This window comes from Rhizobium sp. 1399, assembly GCF_031455475.1.
Taxonomy (GTDB): Bacteria; Pseudomonadota; Alphaproteobacteria; order Rhizobiales; family Rhizobiaceae; genus Rhizobium.
Genome location: NZ_JAVDSU010000006.1, coordinates 292,893 through 312,003, shown reverse-complemented (window position 1 = coordinate 312,003; position 19,111 = coordinate 292,893). Strand labels below are relative to the sequence as shown.

Below are 19,111 nucleotides of genomic sequence, written 5' to 3'. Positions count from 1 at the left end.
ACGGGCGCAGGCGCGACATTCCACCTTTATCGTCGGCTTGCGAAACTCCCGCAGCGTCAGCAGCGGGCAGTAGGTATTTGTTCCCATCTGTTACTTTCTATCAGGCTGTGCGTATCGTGTTTTCAGTGCATTGAAAATATTTGTTTATTAGCAAAAGTCGCCCTGTGGACTGCGTGTGGATTAGGAAAATACACCTGAACATTCGCGTTGACTCACATGTTAATTGGGAACAAATAAAGAACAAGCTTGTTTTTGGCGATAATACGATGAAGACCGGACATGGCTCAGATGAGCGCCAACATCATTTCCGAGCTGAGGGAGCGCATCGCGCACCTTGAGGGCGGCATTGCGCGCAAGGCGATCGTCTTGCCATTCGGTGTCCCGGAAATCGACTGCGTTCTGCCTGGTGGGGGCCTGACTTTTGGTGCACTGCACGAGTTCGCGGGCGGCGGTACGGGTACGGTCAACGGCGCGGCGGCCGCCCTCATGGTCGCGGGGATCGCCGCGCGAACGAAGGGCAAGATTCTCTGGTGCCTGACCAGACCCGATCTGTTTTTTCCGGCGATCTCCCAGGCCGGACTGCATCCGGACAGGGTCATCTTCTGTGAGGGCGACAAGGAGGAGGATGTCCTCGCATCCATGGAAGAGGGCCTGTCGTTCGGTGGCTTCGGAGCCGTGGTCGGAGAACTGGTCCGGCTGCCGATGACCGCGTCGCGCCGCCTCCATCTGGCGGCCGAGAAGACCGGGACGATGGCTTTGGCCGTGAGACGATGGCGTCGGCAGGCGGAAGCATCCGACTATGTCCAGCCAACGGCATCGACGTCGCGGTGGCGCATCAGCGTGTTGCCGTCCGAGCCACTGCCCGTGGCAGGTGTGGGAAGGGCGCGATGGCTGGCCGAATTGATGCGGGTGAAGGCAGGCGAGTGTGCTGAGTTCGAAATAGGAGCCTGTGATGCCAAGGGTCGTATCTGTTTACTTCCCCTATCTGCCGACGGACCGGATCAGACGGCATGGCGGACACGAGGTGCCGGCTGACCAGCCACTCGTGGTGATCTCGAAAAGCGGCTCGAAACGCTGGATATCCGCAAGCGATGCCAATGCCCTCAAACTCGGACTCCGGGTCGGCATGCCCGCGAGCAGGGCTCAGGCGATGGTCACCAACCTCGTAATGGTCGATGCCAGTCCAGCTGAAGACGCCGTTGCGCTCAAGCGGCTGGCATTGTGGGCGCTACGTCAATACAGCCCGGTCGTCGCCGTAGACGGAACCGACGGGATTGTCATCGACACCGAAGGGGCCGATCATCTCCAGGGTGGCGAGGTGCTTCTGATCTCAGGCCTCGTCAACATGCTTCACGCAAAGGGTCTTACCGCGAAGGCGGCTGTTGCCGACACTTGGGGCGCTGCGCATGCTATTGCTCGTCTGACGACCGAGACGACAACCGTCGTTCCGATTGGAGGTATAACGCATGCCGTTATGGGGCTGCCCATCCATTGTTTGCGTCTCGCGCCAGATACAGTCAACGGCTTGAGGGCTATGGGACTCGAGACCGTGGGCGAGCTTGCGGCCATGCCGCGTGCGCCCTTGGCGCTGAGGTTCGGTCCCGAACCCGGCAGGCGGCTGGATCAGCTGTTTGGCCGTGTCGCCGAGCCGATCGAGCCGCTACGCACCCCGGAGTTGGTCGAGGTTTCGCGCAATTTCCAGGAACCGATCGGCGCGCCGGAGACAATCGAGAAATACGTCCGTCGTCTCGTGGGCCAACTGGCAGCAAAGCTCGAAAAGAGGGGCCTCGGTGTGCGCCGCTCCGATCTCGTCATCCACCGCGTGGACAATACGAGCCAGTCGCTGCGGGCCGGGCTTGCGAAGCCAGTGCGAGACCCGACACGACTGTCAAAGCTGCTCTGCGATCGCATCGAAAAAATCGACCCCGGCTACGGTATCGAAAAGATGGTTCTTGTCGCAATCATGGCCGAGCCGCTGGAGGAGAAACAGGTCGCTTCGTCACTGATCGAAGAAGCAGCCGTCGATTACACGCCTATCGTGGACATCCTTCAGAACCGGGGTCAGCGTCTCTATCGCGTGACCCCCGTCGCCTCGGATGTCCCGGAACGATCCGTCGCCCGCATTGCCCCGACGGCCGAGGAAACCGGGGCCGACTGGGCAGCGAAGTGGGGGAGGCCTTTGCGCCTATTTGCGCGCTCGGAAGAGATCGAGGTGATCGCCGTCCTGCCAGACCAACCGCCTGCGGTTTTCTCATGGAGGGGGAAGCGTCGTCGAGTGAGGCGGGCGGACGGCCCCGAGCGCATATTCGGAGAATGGTGGACCACTCCGCGGGAGATGCGGGCCGTCCGCGACTATTTCGTCGTGGAAGACGATACCGGCGAGCGGTACTGGGTCTTCCGAGCTGGTGACGGCGTCGATGTGGCCACGGGCACTCACCAGTGGTTTCTCCACGGAGTGTTCGGATGATGAGATACGCCGAACTCCAGGTGACGTCGCATTTCAGCTTCCTCCGGGGAGCAAGTTCAGCCGAGGAGTTGTTCGCGACAGCTGCGATGTATGGTATAGACGCGCTGGGCATCGTCGACCGCAACAGTCTCGCGGGCATTGTCCGCGCCTGGGAAGCGTCGAAAACAACAGGGGTTCGCCTCGTCGTCGGATGCCGTCTCGACCTGACGGACGGAATGTCCCTTCTCGTCTACCCAACGGACCGCCCCGCCTATTCCAGGCTGACCCGATTGCTATCGCTCGGGAAAAGCCGTGGCGGCAAGGGCAAGTGCATCCTCGATATCACCGATGTCGAAGCTTACAGCGAGGGACTGCTGGCGATCCTCGTGCCGGATGAGGCGGACGACATCTACGCAGGCCAGCTGAGGAGGGTTGCTGCGATCTTCGGCGATCGTGCCTACGTCTCGCTTTGCCTCCGGCGTCGGCCGAACGACCGCCTCAGGCTTCACAACCTGTCGAACATGGCCGCCCGACACAGAGTGAAGACCGTCGTGACCAACGATGTCCTTTTCCACGAGCCCGGGCGACGGCAGCTGCAGGATATCGTCACCTGCATTCGAAACGGCACGACCATCGACGACGTCGGGTTCGACCGCGAACGGCATGCCGACAGGTTCCTCAAGCCGCCGGAGGAGATGCATCGGCTATTTGCCGACTTTCCCGAGGCGCTGGCTCGGACGCGCGAGATCGTCGACCGCTGTCGTTTCGACCTCGGCCAGTTGCAGTACCAGTATCCCGAGGAGGCCATTGTCCCCGGCCTCGACGCCCAACAGTCTCTGGTGAAACTGTCTTGGGAGGGGGCTGCCGAGCGATATCCCGAAGGCATTCCGGAAAAGGTCCGGACGGCGATCCTGCACGAGCTGGAACTGATCCGCGAGATGCAATACGCGCCGTATTTTCTCACGGTCTTCAACATCGTCAGATATGCGCGCTCTCAGGGCATTCTCTGCCAGGGACGAGGATCGGCCGCGAATTCGGCGGTCTGCTATTGCCTTGGCATCACATCGATCAATCCCGAGACTTCCGACCTGTTGTTCGAACGTTTCGTATCGCGCGAACGCGACGAGCCGCCCGACATCGACGTCGACTTCGAGCACAATCGTCGTGAGGAAGTGATCCAGTGGATTTACGAGACCTATGGTCGTTCCCGGGCGGCGCTGGTATGCACGGTCACCCGGTATCGCACCAAAGGGGCGCTGAAGGACGTGGGCAAGGCGCTAGGCTTGCCTACAGACCTGATCGAACAGCTGTCCTCAGGGGTCTGGGGCTGGTCTGAGGGTGTAGGAGCGCAACAACTCAAGGAGAACAATCTCAACACGGCCGATTACCGCTTGCGTCTCGCGCTCGAGCTGTCTTCACAGTTGATGGGGGCTCCGCGCCACCTTGGACAGCACCCTGGCGGCTTCGTGCTGACGCAGGATCGTTTGGACGACTTGGTGCCGATCGAGCCGGCTTCGATGGAAGACCGCCAGGTCGTCGAATGGGACAAGGACGATCTCGAGGCCCTGAAATTTATGAAGATGGATGTTCTCGGGCTGGGAATGCTGAGCTGCATGTCCAGGGCGTTCGAGCTGCTTGCCGAACACAAGGCCCTACCGATGGGGCTTGCCGACGTCCCACAGGAGGAGGCGCGGACATATGCAATGATACGGAAGGCCGACACGCTTGGGACATTCCAGGTGGAATCCCGTGCGCAGATGGCAATGCTTCCTCGTCTGAAACCGAGGACCTTTTACGACTTGGTGATCCAGGTGGCGATCGTGCGCCCTGGTCCGATCCAGGGCGACATGGTGCATCCCTATCTTCGCCGACGTGAGGGTAAGGAAGAGGTGGTCTACCCCACGCCCGAACTCGAGGCAGTGCTGAAGAAGACCCTCGGCGTTCCTCTTTTTCAGGAAAGCGCCATGAAGGTCGCCATGGTCTGCGCGGGCTTCACCGCGGGTGAGGCCGACCAACTGCGCAAATCCATGGCGACATTCAAATTCACCGGCGGCGTCTCGAAGTTCAAAGACAAGCTGATCACCGGGATGATCAACAACGGCTACAGCGCGGAATTCGCAGAGCAGACGTTCGGGCAGCTGGAGGGCTTCGGTTCTTACGGCTTCCCGGAAAGCCATGCAGCCAGCTTCGCGCTCATCGCCTATGCCTCATGCTGGGTAAAATGCCACCACCCGGATGCCTTCTGCACGGCGCTGCTCAACAGCCAGCCGATGGGTTTCTACGCGCCTGCCCAGATTGTCCAGGATGCCAGAAAACACGGCGTGGAAGTCCGGCCCGTCTGCGTCAACCGATCCCGATGGGACTGCACCATGGAGCCGATCGACGGGACCGACCGCTTTGCCGTCCGGTTGGGGATGCGCATGGTAAAAGGCCTTGCGCTGAACGATGCTGCCAAAATCGTCATCGCCCGCGCCGACCAGCCATTCGTGTCCGTTGACGATATGTGGAGACGCTCCGGTGTCCCGGTCGCAGCTCTTGAGAAGCTGGCCGAAGCCGATGCGTTCCTGCCGTCAATGAAGCTCGAGCGCCGGCAGGCGTCATGGGACATCAAGGCGCTACGCGACGAACCGCTCGAACTGTGGGCAGCGGCGGCCGAGCGCGAAGCCAGGACGATCCCCGAGATGCAGGAACCCGAGGTGATGTTGAAATCCATGACGCAGGGCAGGGAGGTCGTCGAAGACTATTCGCACACGGGGCTGACGCTGAGGCGGCATCCGGTCAGTTTCCTGCGCAGCGAACTTTCGAAAAAGAGCATTGTCACCTGTGCCGACGCCATGCGCCAACGAGATGGGAGATGGCTGATGACGGCTGGGCTCGTTCTTGTCAGACAGCGGCCGGGATCGGCGAAGGGCGTCATGTTCCTGACGCTTGAAGACGAGACCGGGATCGTCAACGCCGTGGTTTGGCCGTCACTGTTCGAGCGCCAGCGCCGGATTCTCATGGGCGCGAGCATGATGGCCATCAACGGGAAAATCCAGCGGGAAGGCGAGGTCGTTCATCTTGTCGCCCAGAGGCTGTTCGACCTGTCGTCAAACCTTGCGAACATCGGAGCGAGAGATGGAGAATTCCCGTTGCCGCACGGGCGGGGCGACCAGGTCAAGCATGGTGGCGGACCCGATCCGAGGGACAACCCGAAACCTGCAGTGCAGACGAGGGATATCTACGTTCCCGATCTGCACATCGATACGCTCAAGGTGAAGTCGAGGAACTTTCACTAGGCTGGAAAGCGTCAATTGCGGTCATCAGCAACGACAAATACTGGAAACACCGGTGTTCATAAGAATTCCATGCGGGGTTTCGCGCATGGGTATGCCGTGCGTCAGGCTCTGCGGCCAACTTCGTGAAGCGAGGTCAGTTGAGGTCAGGCTCAAGTCATGCGCGTACACGCCGAGACGCGTTCCCCAGCCGCGTACGAAGACGCCGATCCCCGGTGACAGGCGTAACCTAATGTCATCAGGGACGTTGCACACTCGGCCTATAAGAAAAGGCGTGTCCTCCAACATCACTGCAGAGTGGCAGTTCTTTCCCAAGCGATCGGCTAGTCGAAGTACCTTGAACGGAAGCGCAACTTCATCGCCTGCGATCAGTGGGAGTAGCAACGGCCAAATGAACAGGATACTGCTTCCCATAAAATAACCCACAAACGGGCCGACTATGACACCGAGGACGCGTTTCAGTTTGCTCATTCCAGCGCCTTTCCAACCAATCCAGACAAAAAGCGCGGCGGATAGGGAGCCCACAATGACACGCAGAGGATTTGTCCATTCCAACCACTCGGCAGACGGAATGAAATTGGAACCGACCACCACAGCCGACGAAACAAGGCCCAGCAATAACCAGGAGCAAACAAAAATCGCGAAGAACACTGGGACCCGCAATCTTTTGGGCTTAGTCGAACCTTTCATGAACGCCTCTTGAAATGATCTTTTTGGGGGAGCGTAGATAGTTTATCTCTGATTGCCTTCTGGTTGTTGTCAATAACCTCGATTTTATGCAGAGCGCTGCCATGACGATAACCGACCAGTGAGATATTTATAAACTTCGCGCTCGGGTTGGCTGGAATCGGCTGTCCGCCGCCCTTCAAAATCTCGAATACGATCTCGCTCACTTGAGACTAGCGAGGACGAAGTTGCGTAGGCCGATGTAGGCACGGCTGGGATGTGATGGCTTTGCGCCAACAGCGGCCATACGGCGGCCTGTATGAACAGTTGCGCCCACATCTAAAAGCTGCTCTTCTTGGCGACGCAGCCCCGGGGGATTATTTGCCGAACAGAATTGAATATTTTGCTGCACTCATCATAGCGGTCGCGATGCCATCTTTGGTCCGGGCTGATGGCGGTGCATGGAACAGAGAAACGTTCGAATACTACGCTTCTATCATTCGTAAACAGCCGGCGACCCATTCACGAATTATCCAAGCATGTACTGAGAATGGGTTGGCAGCCATGACCGATCGAGCAAGGACGGAGGTCGAACGAGATAGCGAAATGCCTCCAGAGAAGGCAACTGCCGAGGTGTGCCGTCGCATGGTCAAGGGAATCGCGTCTGGTGCTGTGACCTACAAGGCTTATCGATCTTGGGCGGATGCGCCTGATGACAAGAGGGTAGTCTTCCCCGATTACAAGTAAGGTCCACTAAGGGGAGCCGCTTCCGTCGCCGCTGACTGCGTTCCGGTGCCAAAGGCCGATCGCTTGTAACCCCCAACCAACAAAGAGGGTGTAGACGACAATCATCCGGAGAATCGACTTCGCGATAAGCCAGTTAATAGAATCGTAAGTTCGATAGCTGAACCCCGCGCGGTATCCGTGATATTGGTCGTTAAAGCCGTCCCGAAAGATGAGATAGCCTAGTAGGAATACTGACACGACGATCAACCCTGGCCGATTTGCTAGTGGGATATCATCGGCGTTTCGGGATAAAAAAACGAAGACACCTGCAAGGACCGCAATGTACAAGGACAGGATCGAACGTACGGCAAAAAGGACGCATTGCTGACTATAGGAGTGGTCAAGATTCGTGATCGCATCGAACATGGTGAGGTTCTGAAACCAAAAGGATCGAAGAAGCCACACGTCCCGGAAGTAGCACACGCCCGTCGTCGGTAGGTGCCACATCGATATCCAAGTCGCTCCCGAGAAGAACGCCAACACCCAGAACCAAATCCAAATTACCTTAGTCCGGTGGGCCTGGGCCCTGTCACGCTCTGTCATCCGATCCCCTCAACCAAAGCGAGAGGTACGGTTCACCGTGCTGGCTGTCAATAACAACAAGTTCCTGTCCGCTTCGGCTTGAAAACGGACCCCGCTCCTGAACCGTGAGAGGCTCCGGCAGCATCGGCCTTGCGACACTTGGAGACGTTGCGGCTGCCGCAGAACCACCTATTCTCTCGTCGCAACAATAGATAAAACAGGCCCCGTCTCAATTGGCAAATTCGCAGGGGCTATATTTCGGGTGGTTCTGCCGATGACACCGGACGAATTACAGATCGTGCGTCAAGCGTATGCAAAGCAGATCACGGCGGTTGTCAGGATCGTCGATGAGCGTGTCGAGACCGCTTTCGCCGCGGTGGCGCGAGAGGATTTCCTGGGTCCGGGTCCGTGGCCGATCTTCCGGATGCGAAAAGCCTATGTTCCGACCCCAACCGCCGATCCGGTCTACCTTTATACGGATGACATCGTTGGCATCGTCCCCGAGCGCCACATCAACAATGGACAACCTTCACTTCATGCCTTTTTGCTCTCGCAGGCCGCCCTGCGAGCAGGCGAGCATATCGTGCATGTTGGTGCTGGTGCTGGCTACTATTCTGCGATCATGGCGAACCTCGTTGCCGCATCCGGCAAGGTGACGGCGATCGAGTTCGAGCCGGAGCTTGCTGCACGCGCGAAAGCAAATCTCGCTCGCTATCGGAACGTTTCCGTGGTTCAGGGAGATGGCAGTTCCGTGGCTTTCGATGCAGCCGACGTGATCTATGTGAATGCCGGAGCAACCCGACCAGCGGGTATCTGGCTGGACCGGCTCAATGATGGCGGAAGGCTGATCCTCCCCCTTACAACCGACCTTGGATTTACCAGGAGCAATTGGAGCAACATGCACCTTCGCGGGGCGGTGTTTCTCGTGACGCGTAGGGGTGAGGAATTACACGCGCAATGGATTTCGCCGGTGGCCATCTTCCCCTGTGAAGGAATGCGCGACGCGGAATCGGAAAAAGCGCTCGCGGCGGCATTCGAGAGCGGGGACCACAAGAGGGTGACGCGGCTGTACCGTAGTGATGAGCTGCCGACTGAGCAATGTTGGGTTCGCGGTCCCGGCTGGTGCCTAGCCTATGCTTAGGCAGCAGGCTGGCATCTTACCGTCGCGGAAATCCCAATCATTGCCTATTCGGCTTTAATGGCTTCTTTTCACAAGCCCTCGAGTACCGCAGCCCGTCAATTCTCTTGAAAACCAATTGACCCGCAGCTATTTTTTGCCATTGGGTGCCTTGCCGAACCTGTCGCCGGGTTGAAGGGTGAATGTCGCAATTTTAAAGACGGCCGTGTTCAACAAGGTCGATGTGTAATCGGCGGACTTCGACACTACACAGCGGATCGTCTTATGCGCCCGTCTCCCACTTTCGTATTTTCGGCTGCGAACGTCGTAGCGTTAAAGAAGGCACTCCGTAGCGAATATCCCGATATTGGCTCGTCTCATGCGGATGAAGCTTTAGCCGCTTCGTTTGGCTTCAAAACGCACGCTTCGATGCTCCATATTTTGCGCCAAGTGGATGTCGCTGCGCGTATGATCGTTGGAGTTGATCATGTTCAGTTGGCTGTTCGACTCGTGCAATTGGGCTATCTTGACGTTTCGGCCGCCCGCTTATGGTCTCTTGTTTGGAAGATTGAATTTCCTGTTCGCCAATACGACGACGAAGGCGAGCGTGCCATTAGGATGCGCCTAATGCCCAACGCTGCAAACTCTCCGTAACGCAATATTTCCGACCCCTAAGGCGGCTGTCGTCAACTCCCTCGCTACATGCCCAGAACGTTCTCGTGGAGAGGTGACGCCTCGCCGCCCGACTCCAAAACTATCAGCTCATACAGCCGGGACCGGGATCATCCGTCTATCATCGGGTCGTTGCCAGAAACTCCATACGGTTGAACGGGTTTGCGACCGTGCGGGAACGAATAGGCGACGGGCCGCTCAATGGTGTGTAATGGTCGAATATACTCTCGATGATGCCGACTCCGCTGGTAAGGCCTGGAAGCTGGCGACGGATGCCCTGAACATGAATGGAGGCAATCACGCCTTCCAGTCGGGCAACGCTGCTCTCGATTAACGTCTCCGATATCGATGCCCCACATTTGGCAAGCAGTGTGACTATGACGGGAAGCGTAGTCGCCGGAACCTCCAGCTGGAAACGCTCGACGGGTTCGCAGACGACCATCTCCGCCTGGGACAGTGCCTCGGCCAAAACCAAAGGCGTAAGCCCTCGGAAGTCCGCCGCCGTACTGGATGGTGAACTGTGCCGGACGACAGTGAGCACGACTTGGCAGTCGATGACCTGCCAGCCGAAAACGCCAGCCTTGAGGGTTTCCGACACCGTTTCTTCAATCGCGCGGTAGAAGCTGATCGGCATCTGCCCGACGTCGGCTTCCAGCACGTATGCGTTGCCAGAGCCAGGATGGCGAGCTTCCACCCTTAGACCGATTGTCGCAAGGAAAGGATTGGGTTCCTTGAAGATTACTTCCAGCGCCCTTGCCGACCTGGTTGGTCGTTCAACATAAATGACAGTGCTCTCCTCAAAAGTCGCATCGACCCCGAAATCCGCAAGAAGTGTGGCCTGGATGATTTCCTTCTGGACCTCTCCATAAAGCGACAGGTACATCTCGCGTGCATCCTCCGTGTTGCGCAGGTTGATGAGCGGGTCCTGCTCCGAAAGCTGCTGTAGTGCGAGCCACAATGCGCCATTTTCTGATGGTCGCCGCGCGACGACGCGTGTTTCGATTGTTGGTGGCGCAAACTGGCGCGCACGCGCTCGTTTCGTCGCCAGGCCGATCTCGTCGCCGATCCGCACTCCCGAAAGCCCCCCGACTTTCACGATTCGTCCGGCTCTAGCATAGTCGCATCTGTGCAATCCCGTCTCGTCGAACACCTGGAGGCTCGTCACTTTGGCGGGCCCTGTCGGCAATTCGATGAGATCGCGAGCGCCTATTGTCCCGTCTTCGAGGTTGATGTAGGCAAGTTTTTCGCCGCCCCATCCGCGGTCGATCTTGAAGACGCTGCCGCGTACAGGGGCCGATGGGTCTGGAATACGACTGGGCAGCAGGTTTTGTATTGCCCAGATCAGGTCCGGAACTCCGAGGCCTGTCATGGCAATGCCACCGTATGCCGGATGCACAAGGCCCTTGGACACCTGTGCCGCAATGGCCCTTTGCAGCCTCCGTGAATTCAATCTTTTGGGAGCCAGCACATAGTCGTCGAGCAGCGTTTCATCACCCGCGGCAAGTGCTTCGCAGAGTCGGGAAAGGTGCGGCTCCCGCTCCATGTTGATGGCTTCGACGACGGCGCGACGACAACCGATATCGGTGACGCTCGACATCGCAAGTGGTCGGACGTCCAACTGTCGGGCCATATTGGCGAGCAGGTCCTCGTACCGCGCTCCAGCCCGGTCCATTTTGTTCACAAAAAATAGGAACGGAATCCCCAGGCGCTGAAGCGCGCGGACAAGAACTCGCGTCTGAGCCTGTACACCTTCAATGGCCGACACGACGACAATCGCCGCATCGAGCAACCCCAGCACGCGTTCCACCTCCGCAATGAAATCGGGATGGCCGGGCGTGTCGATCAAGTTGACGGAAAGTTCGCCGACCCGGAACGCCGCAACAGCGGCAGCGATGGTAATCCCGCGCTGCCTTTCCAATTCCAGACTGTCCGTCTGCGTGTTTCCGCCATCGACGCTTCCCAGCTTGTCGATAGCACCGGTATCAAAGAGGAGTCGTTCAGTGAGGCTGGTCTTGCCTGCGTCCACATGGGCTAGAATGCCCAGATTCAAAGTGCTCATGTCCAATCATCTTCTCAAAATTTCCGATCTGAGTTTTTTGAGAAGGGAATTGGCGCATTGGGACCTCCAGGTGAACGTCTATCTAAGCCGCAGCCGGAGTTAAGGCGCGCGTATGGTGTTGTAATAACAGTAGGCTGAGACGGTCAAGGGCCGACTGCGGAAGAGATTGTTCCTTGTCGGTCAAGAAAATATGGGGAAGGCGCTTGACCTCACCCGCCGATTAGAAAAATTGCCCCTAAAAGTGAGCCGATGAACAATCGTACGTAACTTGGGAGAGGGCCTTTTCTCTTTCAGAACCCATGTGCCCAACGGAAAGGTCGTCAATCGCCATCGGACGGCAACACCGGGCAGAGCAACAAATCGTTGTCAGCAAACCATGGGACTAGCGATATCAAATCGCTTCTTATGCGTTGCCAAGGAATTTCTTTCTGTGCAGGCAGATCAATGAGCTTCACGACAACCGGCCGATTCTTCGAGGCGTATTGAGTTTACCGGTTGCTGTTCCCGTGCTTTCTTCCCGTTTCCTTCACCCCGAGGTGAATTTGCGTAGGAAAATGATTTAACTCTTGTTCCCTGTTTGTTCGTATGATATGGCGTTGACGAATAGAACGGTGATGACCATGTCACGGCTTTACGCGATCACCAGAACGATCGATGAGATCGCTGCACATTTCGCCATAGATGTCCCGCCGGTCGCCGGCGTTCCAGATGAGACCATCGAAGGTGCGCCGGGTTTGATTGTCACTGAAAAAGACGGTCTACGCCTGTTGAAATCGCTCACCTGGGGATTCCCTCGTCACACATCCGAGATGCGCCACAACGGGGAGCCGCCCGGCCGTATCGGCCTAGTTGCCGACCTGACCAATCCACTCTGGAATAAGACTGTGGTCGACCCCCGTTATCGCTGTTTGATCCCGCTGACGCACTTCGCTAACCCTGATGGCCCGAAGGGCGAGAAGACACGCGCGTGGTTTTCGATGAGCAGGCAGCCTTTGATGGCCTGGGCGGGTTTTTGCCGAAACACTCCCGAATTCGGCCCGGTCTTCGCAGGGATGACGATGACCGCCAACGAGAAGGTGCGGCCATACAACGATCGCATGCCAGCTCTCTTGAAGCCGGAAGAATATGAACGATGGCTGCACGGCACTATCCAGGATGTCATCGAGTTTCAGTTCCGGGAACCGCCTCCATCGGACGATTTCGAAATCCTGCATACCCGCGACCGCTGGCGAAGCGGCATCCCGCCCTCGAAGGCTTGGGCAACTCGAAGCAATATGCTTATCTAGCCCCAACGCGCGTCATCTGCCGAAAGGTCTGTCGAATGTGCAACCTCTACACAGTCCGCAAAACCGCCGCCGAGGTGGCCGAGTATTTTCGAGTGCCGAACCCCATCCAGTCGAACGCTGGGCCAGAGGTTTATCCGGGAACGCCGGGCACGGTGATCATCGAAAATGGCGGCGTGCGAGAGATGCGCTCGATGACGTGGGGCTTTCCGCTACGGCTCAAGGGGATGAAGCCCGATGCCAAGCCGAAGCCAGTCAACAACATCGCTGATTTGAAGAAGTATATGTGGGTTGGGCTGGCCAGCAAGGAAGAGTGGCGATGCTTGATCCCTATGACGGGTTTCGCGGAAGCGGAGGGTGTGAAAGGACGCATGACCAGAACTTGGTTCAGCGTGAAAGACGAACCAATATTTGCATGGGGTGGCTTGTGGCGAGTTAGTGACGAGTGGGGTCCGGTTTATTCCGGCGCTATGACCGACGCTAACGAGGCAGTCGCACCCGTTCATAACCGCATGCCCGTGCTCCTGCATCCTGACGAATATGACCTCTGGATGCATGGAAGTCTCGGTGATCTCGTCGCATTGCAGCAGCGCAAATATCCAGCTGAATCGATCCTGATGGAGAGGACGAACGATTTCTGGGTAGCCAAGAAGCAAGCCGTGTCGGAAACTCCTACTCTCCTATAGGTCCGCCTCCGGCCGCATTTACGATTTTTTGCTACCTCCGGCTTAGGCCGCCGTCTTTTAGATATGGCAGTGAGCGCCATGGACCCGGCCGGAAATCTCCGAAGTGACATTCAGCAAGCCTTGCAATGCCAGAGGTTGACGACCTGGCAGCGCAGCTTCCTGACGGACGTCCATTCGCGGCTTGAGCGGTCGCAAGGGCAGGCGCGCCTGTCGGACAAGCGATGGAAGAAGCTCTTCGAAATGTAAGCGGTGTTTTCCTAGCACATTGACCAATCGCGGTAGGCCGTTCCGAAAGCTACCGCTGCGACATTGATGACAAGAATGCGCCAATTGCGGTCATCGTCACGATGAATTTTAACACGCTTTTATGATTTCTCTTTCGCGCCCAAGTGCTAAAAGAGGGCAGCGTGAATGGTGGAAAGATGCTTAATCTGCAGTTTGAAGACGTCTTTTTCTATCTGCTGGCGGGAATCCTTGCGATAATGATCGCGCTGATGGCTCCCTATATGTTCCGCTATAAATCCATTCACGAGTTCCCAAAGCACGTTCGAATTCGGTTGGCACTGATAATAATTCCTCTCGGGTTCGTATTTCTTCTCATCGCGATGAAAGCTAGCCAACTGCACTTGCCGGGACCTAAATTCCTCTAGGCGGTATGGCCGCTTTGGGCCGATACTGTGGAAAAACTCGTTTGCGACTGCTTGGGACGCGCCTTCTTCCAGACGTATCGTGACGGTCCCGACAATGATCTCGGGACGACTGGCTGAAGCGGTCGACGAAGCTGTTCATGGACGAGACCCGTGCGCCGGTACTCGATCCCGGCTCCCGCAAAACCAAAACCGGATACTTCTGGGCGTTGGCCCGTGATGACCGACCTTGGGACGGAGGAGCCCCGCCGGGTGTGGCCTTCACCTATGCTCCCGGTCGTGGCGGGCAACATGCCGAGCGGATATTGCAAGGGTTCACCGGCATCCTCCAGGTGGATGGATATGCCGGGTACAATCGCTTGATTGCAGCGGACCGCGTCGGCCCGGACATTCGGCTCGCCTATTGTTGGGCCCACGCACGGCGTAAGCTTGTCGAGATTACTCGCACTGGCTCCGCACCGATTGCCGAGGACGGCGTGAAGCGGATCGGTGACCTCTATCGTATCGAAGTCGAACTGCGCGGTCTCTCTCCAGAAGCCCGGTTGGCCGGAAGACAAGAACGATCAGCACCAGTGATCGCGGACATGCGGACCTGGCTGGCGCATCATCGTGCTCGCGTCGCTGGCAAGTCGCCTCTCGGCGAAGCTCTGGCCTATATCGCCAAATACTGGGACGGCCTCTGTGTCTTTCTGACCGATGGCCGCATTGAGATCGACAACAACACCGTCGAGAGAACCATCCGGCCGATTGCCCTCAATCGCAAGAACGCTCTCTTCGCTGGTCATGACGCCGGGGCAGAGAACTGGGCGACCATCGCGTCGCTGATTGAGACCTGCAAGCTCAATTCCGTTGATCCGTTCGCATATTTAACCTACACGCTCACTGCCATTGTCAACGGCCATAAGCAGAGTCGGATTGAAACGCTTATGCCGTGGAATTGTCAGGCTGCATAAGCTGTACCCAAAGACTTCTGCCGATCCTCCCCAGATAAGGCCATGCACGATGCGTCACACTGGCGGTGGTTAAGGCGTGGCTTTTCAATAGAAATGAACTCTTGAAAGGTCGATTTCGTATGGACCGGTCACGATTGTGCTGCCGTCTTCTTTGTAAATCTCAAGCTCAGAAAGTCGGCCGTCAGTGACATGCAACGCTAGCCGCACGAGTTTTGCGACACTTAGAAAGCTTTTTTTGTCGTCGGCTTCGTCGTCATAGAAGCCTTCGATTGGAATTTTGTCGTTTGCTCGCGACGAAGGCGCGTCATTATCTTTCACGTCCGCTACAGGGCCGCTCGTCCGGAGCCTCAAACTCCCTTCGGGACTAACCCGCATCACCTCTACTGAGTTCATCTGTTGAAGAATTTCTGCCTTGCCCTGAAATTCGTCTCGCAGAAGGTGCATCAAAAGGGCGCGTTCCCTTGGATCGATCTCTCTCCAATGTTCCGAATTATCGACCATTCCTCACCACTCAACTGCAAAAGTTTCGACCAATACAGTGAAATCTGCGTGGAGCCTATGACGCTGTCAACGTCCGCATCCCGCGTATTGGCATCTTCATCCCGGCGGCGGTCTTCGAAACGGAACAGCGCCGAGTGGTCAAGGTGCGAAGGGAACAGCGCGTACGAACAACGGTATCGAGAGACGTATTTGCATCGAGATGCGCGTCCGCGCGGATGTCATAGACCGCGAGGTTGAAACCTATGACGCCGTCCGTATCCCGTATGGCATCAAGTTGTCGGTCGGTCAGGTTTCTTGTGGATTGGCTGATAGCGTGGGCACAGGCATGTGTAGCAACGAGCGGGGTGCTACTCAATGATGCGACATCCCAAAAGCCTTTCTCGTTCATATGGGCTAGATCGACCATGATGCCAAGGTTATTGCAAACCTTGACGAGTTCTTTCCCAAGAGGCGTCAGTCCAGGGCCTATATTCGGTGATCGCGGAAATGCGAATTGGACGCCATGGCCGAAAATATTCGGACGGCTCCATACAGGTCCCAAGGATCGCAGACCGGCCTGATACAACGTGTGCAGGTATTCGAATTCCGCATCGACCGCTTCCGCTCCCTCCATGTGCAGGACTACAGAGAACTGTCCTTGAGACCTGGCAGTTATAATTTCGTCAACAGTCGTTGCGAAGCGCATTTTCGCGGTGGATCGCTCGACTACGGCCCTCAATGCCGATAGCTGCCTACCAATCTGAGGTCTGGCAGCCGACAACGGAAAGCTCTCTGGATAGATCACTTCATACCCATCGTCGGTCTTAATAACATTGCCCTCGGGTGCATGTTCAGGCTTCGCCATAAGCGCGAACAGTCCGCCGATCATCCCACCCTCAATGGCGCGAGGCAGATCGAGATGTCCAGTGTCAGACCTTACAAGGAAGTCTCGACCGGGAGACCGGTATTCCGCCAAGAACTGAACCGCATCGTTGTGGCCATCGAAGAACTGAATGTCGGTCATTATCCCCTCATGATCGTTGGGAATATGAATAGGAGGATTTGGCAACGGAATTATTTCTATGAAAGGCGATGTCCGCACCTCCTCAATGTGTGAGGAAAACACCGCTCACCGTAGACTTGCGCTCCCAGGGCGACTCCAGGGAGGAAATCCTCGAAATTCTACGGGGGGTGGAGCGAACAATCCGGCCGATTGCCTTGAACCGGAAGAACGCACTCTTTGCGGGTACGATGCGGGAGCAGAGAACTGGGCGACAATCGCCTCGCTAATCGAGAGTTGCACGCTGAATTCCGTCGATCCGCAAGCCTACATGACCAGCACGCTCACTACCATCGTCAACGGCCACAAGCAGCGCCGTATCGAGGAACTGCTGCCGTGGAATTATCAGGAAAAGTAACGCGTCGGAAAAGCCATAGCGAGCACGAGGCGGACATTGACGCTCGACGTCATGCTCATCCATAGTTTTGAGAGAAACGCATATAGAGCCAGAGCGATGCACGACTTCCTAGAATTCGCACTTAACAAGCAGCCGGAAGAACGCATTTCTCATGACGAGGTGGCCCGATGGGCAGGTGCTTTAGATAACTGGGCTTTCTACAACGTCACTGCCCTTGAAATCGCCATAGGATACTACCGAGGTGAACTAGACTACACCTTTTGTGATGGTGCCATGAATGATCTCTGGGGGGCAGTACAAGCAGGCTTTGGGCCGGGCAACATTCAAGTCCCCGAGCCATTCTTCGAAATCTACCTAGCATTTGATGCAGGAGAATATCATCGCAAGCCCGACAAGAGTGACAATCCCGTTGCCGACTTCACCAATCCGCTAATTGCGGAACTGGTGACACGCCTCGGACTCTAGCTTGTCAAAAGGAAATACCTTCTGTTCACTCATGATCGGAATGCACCAACCTTGCCGTCGAAACCAGTTTTACCGACAAGGTGTGAGCAGCACACCGCTTACTGTCCACCCAGGGCTCCTACCGAAACACGGCGGCTTGGGGATGTACGGGCGAAGGGTACATCAAGCTGTGCTCGACAACGGAGAGACCGAAACGGGAGCTACCATCCATCTCGTCGATGGAGAATACGACCATGGTCGAACCATTGCCACTGAAGCTGTTCGGATCGATCCATCGGACGATGTGGTCTCGCTGGAACGACGGGTGATGAAAGCCGAATGCGGCCTCTTCATCGACGTTATCCGTCGCATCAGTGCGGGCGATCTACGCCTGCCACTATAGGCAAAACGTTGCGGTCTTATGTCCCGATGCTGACCCAATCCAGGAAGCCGCGCAAACAGGTTTCTCGAATTGAGAGAAGACCGATTCACGGGTGATATGGCTGCAGACCGCATCTGGGTCAACGGCATCAAAGTCCTGATCTATCTGCTCGGTGCGAGGTAGTGGAAACTCATAGGTCGTGATGTACGCGAGCTGGCCAGGCCGAGCCTCTATCGGAATAACGGACAAGCTGGTGGCGGTTATGCTGCCGAGCCAAAGCCTGTTTTCGGCCAAATCAACTAGGCCACAAATTCGCGGCGTATCCTGCTGATCGAACTCCCGGTCCAAGCCTACGAGAACGCTCACTATCGCATCTCGCGGGGCGTTTCCCGCCCTTAGCCGCTCGTAGATCGGCCTGGTGTGGCTGCCATTACTGACAACAGCAAAACGAGAGTTCCAAATGAGACATTCATAAGCGATGTATGGGCTGTCGGACGCTGCATCGGCGCTTCCTTCTTGGGCGACAATTGCATGGTGTCGCCGAGCTTTTCTACGTTCCTGTTGGGAAACGACCTGCTCGAAACCCGGTAGGCTGCGATTAAATCCCCTTTTCGACTGCGACCTACTCCAACAATTCGACCAACATACATCTCGCAAAATTCTCCAGCTTATAATGCTGGTGACCGTAGCAACGAATTCCCAATCTGCACAGATTGCCGATGGTATGGATACACAACTGACCCTCCGAACTGCCTTGCCGAGCGCTTCTGTGGCAGGGTTGCGAAGGCTTTGACCATCACTCATCGGCATTGATTTCACATGAAAATCGCCAGCTCTACTGACATGACCGCTTTGGGCCAAGGGCGATTTAACGAGGCGGTTGTTCGCTGAGTTCCCCGCCAGAATGTGATTGCAGGAACAGAGCAGCTTTCTTGGCAAGGTCCGCAGAATCCGAGCGGATTACGAGTACCAGCGGCTCGCTACCATCGATGGGATCGACATCGATGCGCTCCTCACATTCCGGACGGAGGGCAACTGTCAGTTCTGTCCAGCAACCGACCGGTGCTTCGTCATCATTTCCATCTAAATCGAAGTCGCACTCGTTTCCCCAGAGATGGTGTGCAACAGAGATGGATTGTGGACGCTCACCGGGCGCGGTCAGATAGTAATTGAACATGCTGGGCATCCTGCAGTGGCTGGTGTTGGACTGCAACTACCCACTGCGAGTAATCCCTTTGGACTCTCCCTTGCGTGCAATTTAACCGAAGTTTTTCA

18 protein-coding genes and 3 pseudogenes are annotated in these 19,111 nt (G+C 56.8%); 13 read left to right on the top strand and 8 right to left on the bottom strand.

The features are described 5' to 3' along the window. Positions 1–279 precede the first annotated feature (279 nt). From J2X71_RS20990 to J2X71_RS20980, 3 genes are read left to right on the top strand one after another with little or no spacing between them, the layout of a single operon-like run. Positions 280–1,035 carry an ImuA family protein gene (locus J2X71_RS20990; RefSeq protein ID WP_310384551.1) on the top strand — a complete coding sequence of 252 codons (756 nt, stop codon included), beginning with the start codon at positions 280–282 and terminating at the stop codon, positions 1,033–1,035. Continuing rightward, positions 953–2,467 (top strand): DNA polymerase Y family protein, encoded by a 1,515-nt coding sequence (locus tag J2X71_RS20985; RefSeq protein WP_310384549.1) that lies wholly within the window; start codon positions 953–955, stop codon positions 2,465–2,467. Before J2X71_RS20990 ends, J2X71_RS20985 begins: the two co-directional genes overlap by 83 nt. Continuing rightward, positions 2,467–5,724 carry an error-prone DNA polymerase gene (locus J2X71_RS20980; RefSeq protein WP_310384739.1) on the top strand — a complete coding sequence of 1,086 codons (3,258 nt, stop codon included), beginning with the start codon at positions 2,467–2,469 and terminating at the stop codon, positions 5,722–5,724. The genes J2X71_RS20985 and J2X71_RS20980 overlap by 1 nt, the downstream gene beginning before the upstream one ends. 24 nt (positions 5,725–5,748) lie before the next feature. On the opposite strand, the gene J2X71_RS20975 is transcribed toward J2X71_RS20980, so the two are convergent. After that, positions 5,749–6,411 carry a hypothetical protein gene (locus J2X71_RS20975; protein WP_310384547.1) on the bottom strand — a complete coding sequence of 221 codons (663 nt, stop codon included), beginning with the start codon at positions 6,409–6,411 and terminating at the stop codon, positions 5,749–5,751. 258 nt (positions 6,412–6,669) lie between these two features. Between J2X71_RS20975 and J2X71_RS20970 the strand changes: the two genes are divergently transcribed. After that, complete coding sequence (locus tag J2X71_RS20970; RefSeq protein ID WP_310384544.1) at positions 6,670–7,134, top strand: hypothetical protein; 465 nt, start codon at positions 6,670–6,672, stop codon at positions 7,132–7,134. A gap of 6 nt (positions 7,135–7,140) precedes the next feature. Here the strand turns inward: J2X71_RS20970 and J2X71_RS20965 are convergent, their stop codons facing one another. Continuing rightward, positions 7,141–7,716 (bottom strand): hypothetical protein, encoded by a 576-nt coding sequence (locus tag J2X71_RS20965; protein WP_310384542.1) that lies wholly within the window; start codon positions 7,714–7,716, stop codon positions 7,141–7,143. A 253-nt stretch (positions 7,717–7,969) separates the two neighbouring features. Between J2X71_RS20965 and J2X71_RS20960 the strand changes: the two genes are divergently transcribed. Next, a complete protein-coding gene (locus tag J2X71_RS20960) occupies positions 7,970–8,836 on the top strand; it encodes a methyltransferase domain-containing protein (protein ID WP_310384541.1) in 867 nt (288 codons plus the stop codon). A gap of 261 nt (positions 8,837–9,097) precedes the next feature. Next, entirely contained in the window at positions 9,098–9,466 is a 369-nt protein-coding gene (locus J2X71_RS20955) for a hypothetical protein (RefSeq protein ID WP_310384539.1), read from the top strand. 139 nt (positions 9,467–9,605) lie between these two features. Here J2X71_RS20955 and J2X71_RS20950 read toward each other — a convergent pair whose 3' ends face one another. Then, a complete protein-coding gene (locus J2X71_RS20950; protein WP_310384535.1) occupies positions 9,606–11,543 on the bottom strand; it encodes a TetM/TetW/TetO/TetS family tetracycline resistance ribosomal protection protein in 1,938 nt (645 codons plus the stop codon). Positions 11,544–12,163: 620 nt separating this feature from the next. On the opposite strand from J2X71_RS20950, the gene J2X71_RS20945 reads away from it, so the two are divergent. The 4 genes and pseudogenes from J2X71_RS20945 to tnpC form a co-directional block, all read left to right on the top strand. After that, positions 12,164–12,829: an SOS response-associated peptidase family protein gene (locus tag J2X71_RS20945; protein WP_310384534.1), complete on the top strand. Its 666-nt coding sequence runs from the start codon at positions 12,164–12,166 to the stop codon at positions 12,827–12,829. Positions 12,830–12,864: 35 nt separating this feature from the next. Next, complete coding sequence (locus tag J2X71_RS20940) at positions 12,865–13,512, top strand: SOS response-associated peptidase family protein (RefSeq protein WP_310384532.1); 648 nt, start codon at positions 12,865–12,867, stop codon at positions 13,510–13,512. A 407-nt stretch (positions 13,513–13,919) separates the two neighbouring features. Then, on the top strand, positions 13,920–14,162 hold the full coding sequence (locus J2X71_RS20935; RefSeq protein WP_310384530.1) for a hypothetical protein: 243 nt from the start codon (positions 13,920–13,922) through the stop codon (positions 14,160–14,162). A 113-nt stretch (positions 14,163–14,275) separates the two neighbouring features. Then, positions 14,276–15,112: pseudogene (gene tnpC, locus J2X71_RS20930) on the top strand (IS66 family transposase); the annotation flags it as partial. A gap of 84 nt (positions 15,113–15,196) precedes the next feature. Here the strand turns inward: tnpC and J2X71_RS20925 are convergent. Both J2X71_RS20925 and J2X71_RS20920 read right to left on the bottom strand, forming a co-directional pair. Then, complete coding sequence (locus J2X71_RS20925; protein ID WP_310384528.1) at positions 15,197–15,613, bottom strand: DUF6984 family protein; 417 nt, start codon at positions 15,611–15,613, stop codon at positions 15,197–15,199. A gap of 55 nt (positions 15,614–15,668) precedes the next feature. After that, positions 15,669–16,616, bottom strand: a complete 948-nt coding sequence (locus tag J2X71_RS20920; protein ID WP_310384526.1) for a membrane dipeptidase — start codon at positions 16,614–16,616, stop codon at positions 15,669–15,671. A 167-nt stretch (positions 16,617–16,783) separates the two neighbouring features. On the opposite strand from J2X71_RS20920, the pseudogene J2X71_RS20915 reads away from it, so the two are divergent. The 3 genes and pseudogenes from J2X71_RS20915 to J2X71_RS20905 all read left to right on the top strand — a co-directional run. Then, positions 16,784–17,010: pseudogene (locus J2X71_RS20915) on the top strand (transposase domain-containing protein); the annotation flags it as partial. 36 nt (positions 17,011–17,046) lie between these two features. Next, positions 17,047–17,475, top strand: coding sequence for a hypothetical protein (locus tag J2X71_RS20910; RefSeq protein WP_310384524.1), 429 nt, complete (start codon positions 17,047–17,049; stop codon positions 17,473–17,475). A gap of 31 nt (positions 17,476–17,506) precedes the next feature. Beyond that, positions 17,507–17,857 carry a formyltransferase family protein gene (locus J2X71_RS20905; protein ID WP_310384737.1) on the top strand — a complete coding sequence of 117 codons (351 nt, stop codon included), beginning with the start codon at positions 17,507–17,509 and terminating at the stop codon, positions 17,855–17,857. On the opposite strand, the gene J2X71_RS20900 is transcribed toward J2X71_RS20905, so the two are convergent. From J2X71_RS20900 to J2X71_RS20890, 3 genes and pseudogenes are all read right to left on the bottom strand, one after another. Beyond that, positions 17,852–18,364, bottom strand: a complete 513-nt coding sequence (locus tag J2X71_RS20900; protein WP_310384735.1) for an IMP cyclohydrolase — start codon at positions 18,362–18,364, stop codon at positions 17,852–17,854. The genes J2X71_RS20905 and J2X71_RS20900 overlap by 6 nt on opposite strands. Positions 18,365–18,441: 77 nt before the next feature. Continuing rightward, a pseudogene (locus tag J2X71_RS20895) lies at positions 18,442–18,486 on the bottom strand (hypothetical protein); the annotation flags it as partial. 218 nt (positions 18,487–18,704) lie between these two features. Next, positions 18,705–19,013, bottom strand: a complete 309-nt coding sequence (locus tag J2X71_RS20890) for a hypothetical protein (RefSeq protein ID WP_310384522.1) — start codon at positions 19,011–19,013, stop codon at positions 18,705–18,707. Positions 19,014–19,111: the final 98 nt, after the last annotated feature.

What these genes read in the sequence shown, in the direction of transcription:
- J2X71_RS20990 (WP_310384551.1), top strand. Translation starts at nt 280, where the DNA reads ATGGCTCAGATGAGCGCCAACATCATTTCCGAGCTGAGGGAGCGCATC.
- J2X71_RS20985 (WP_310384549.1), top strand. Translation starts at nt 953, where the DNA reads ATGCCAAGGGTCGTATCTGTTTACTTCCCCTATCTGCCGACGGACCGG.
- J2X71_RS20980 (WP_310384739.1), top strand. Translation starts at nt 2,467, where the DNA reads ATGAGATACGCCGAACTCCAGGTGACGTCGCATTTCAGCTTCCTCCGG.
- J2X71_RS20975 (WP_310384547.1), bottom strand. Translation starts at nt 6,411, where the DNA reads ATGAAAGGTTCGACTAAGCCCAAAAGATTGCGGGTCCCAGTGTTCTTC.
- J2X71_RS20970 (WP_310384544.1), top strand. Translation starts at nt 6,670, where the DNA reads ATGGCTTTGCGCCAACAGCGGCCATACGGCGGCCTGTATGAACAGTTG.
- J2X71_RS20965 (WP_310384542.1), bottom strand. Translation starts at nt 7,716, where the DNA reads ATGACAGAGCGTGACAGGGCCCAGGCCCACCGGACTAAGGTAATTTGG.
- J2X71_RS20960 (WP_310384541.1), top strand. Translation starts at nt 7,970, where the DNA reads ATGACACCGGACGAATTACAGATCGTGCGTCAAGCGTATGCAAAGCAG.
- J2X71_RS20955 (WP_310384539.1), top strand. Translation starts at nt 9,098, where the DNA reads ATGCGCCCGTCTCCCACTTTCGTATTTTCGGCTGCGAACGTCGTAGCG.
- J2X71_RS20950 (WP_310384535.1), bottom strand. Translation starts at nt 11,543, where the DNA reads ATGAGCACTTTGAATCTGGGCATTCTAGCCCATGTGGACGCAGGCAAG.
- J2X71_RS20945 (WP_310384534.1), top strand. Translation starts at nt 12,164, where the DNA reads ATGTCACGGCTTTACGCGATCACCAGAACGATCGATGAGATCGCTGCA.
- J2X71_RS20940 (WP_310384532.1), top strand. Translation starts at nt 12,865, where the DNA reads ATGTGCAACCTCTACACAGTCCGCAAAACCGCCGCCGAGGTGGCCGAG.
- J2X71_RS20925 (WP_310384528.1), bottom strand. Translation starts at nt 15,613, where the DNA reads ATGGTCGATAATTCGGAACATTGGAGAGAGATCGATCCAAGGGAACGC.
- J2X71_RS20920 (WP_310384526.1), bottom strand. Translation starts at nt 16,616, where the DNA reads ATGACCGACATTCAGTTCTTCGATGGCCACAACGATGCGGTTCAGTTC.
- J2X71_RS20905 (WP_310384737.1), top strand. Translation starts at nt 17,507, where the DNA reads ATGATCGGAATGCACCAACCTTGCCGTCGAAACCAGTTTTACCGACAA.
- J2X71_RS20890 (WP_310384522.1), bottom strand. Translation starts at nt 19,013, where the DNA reads ATGTTCAATTACTATCTGACCGCGCCCGGTGAGCGTCCACAATCCATC.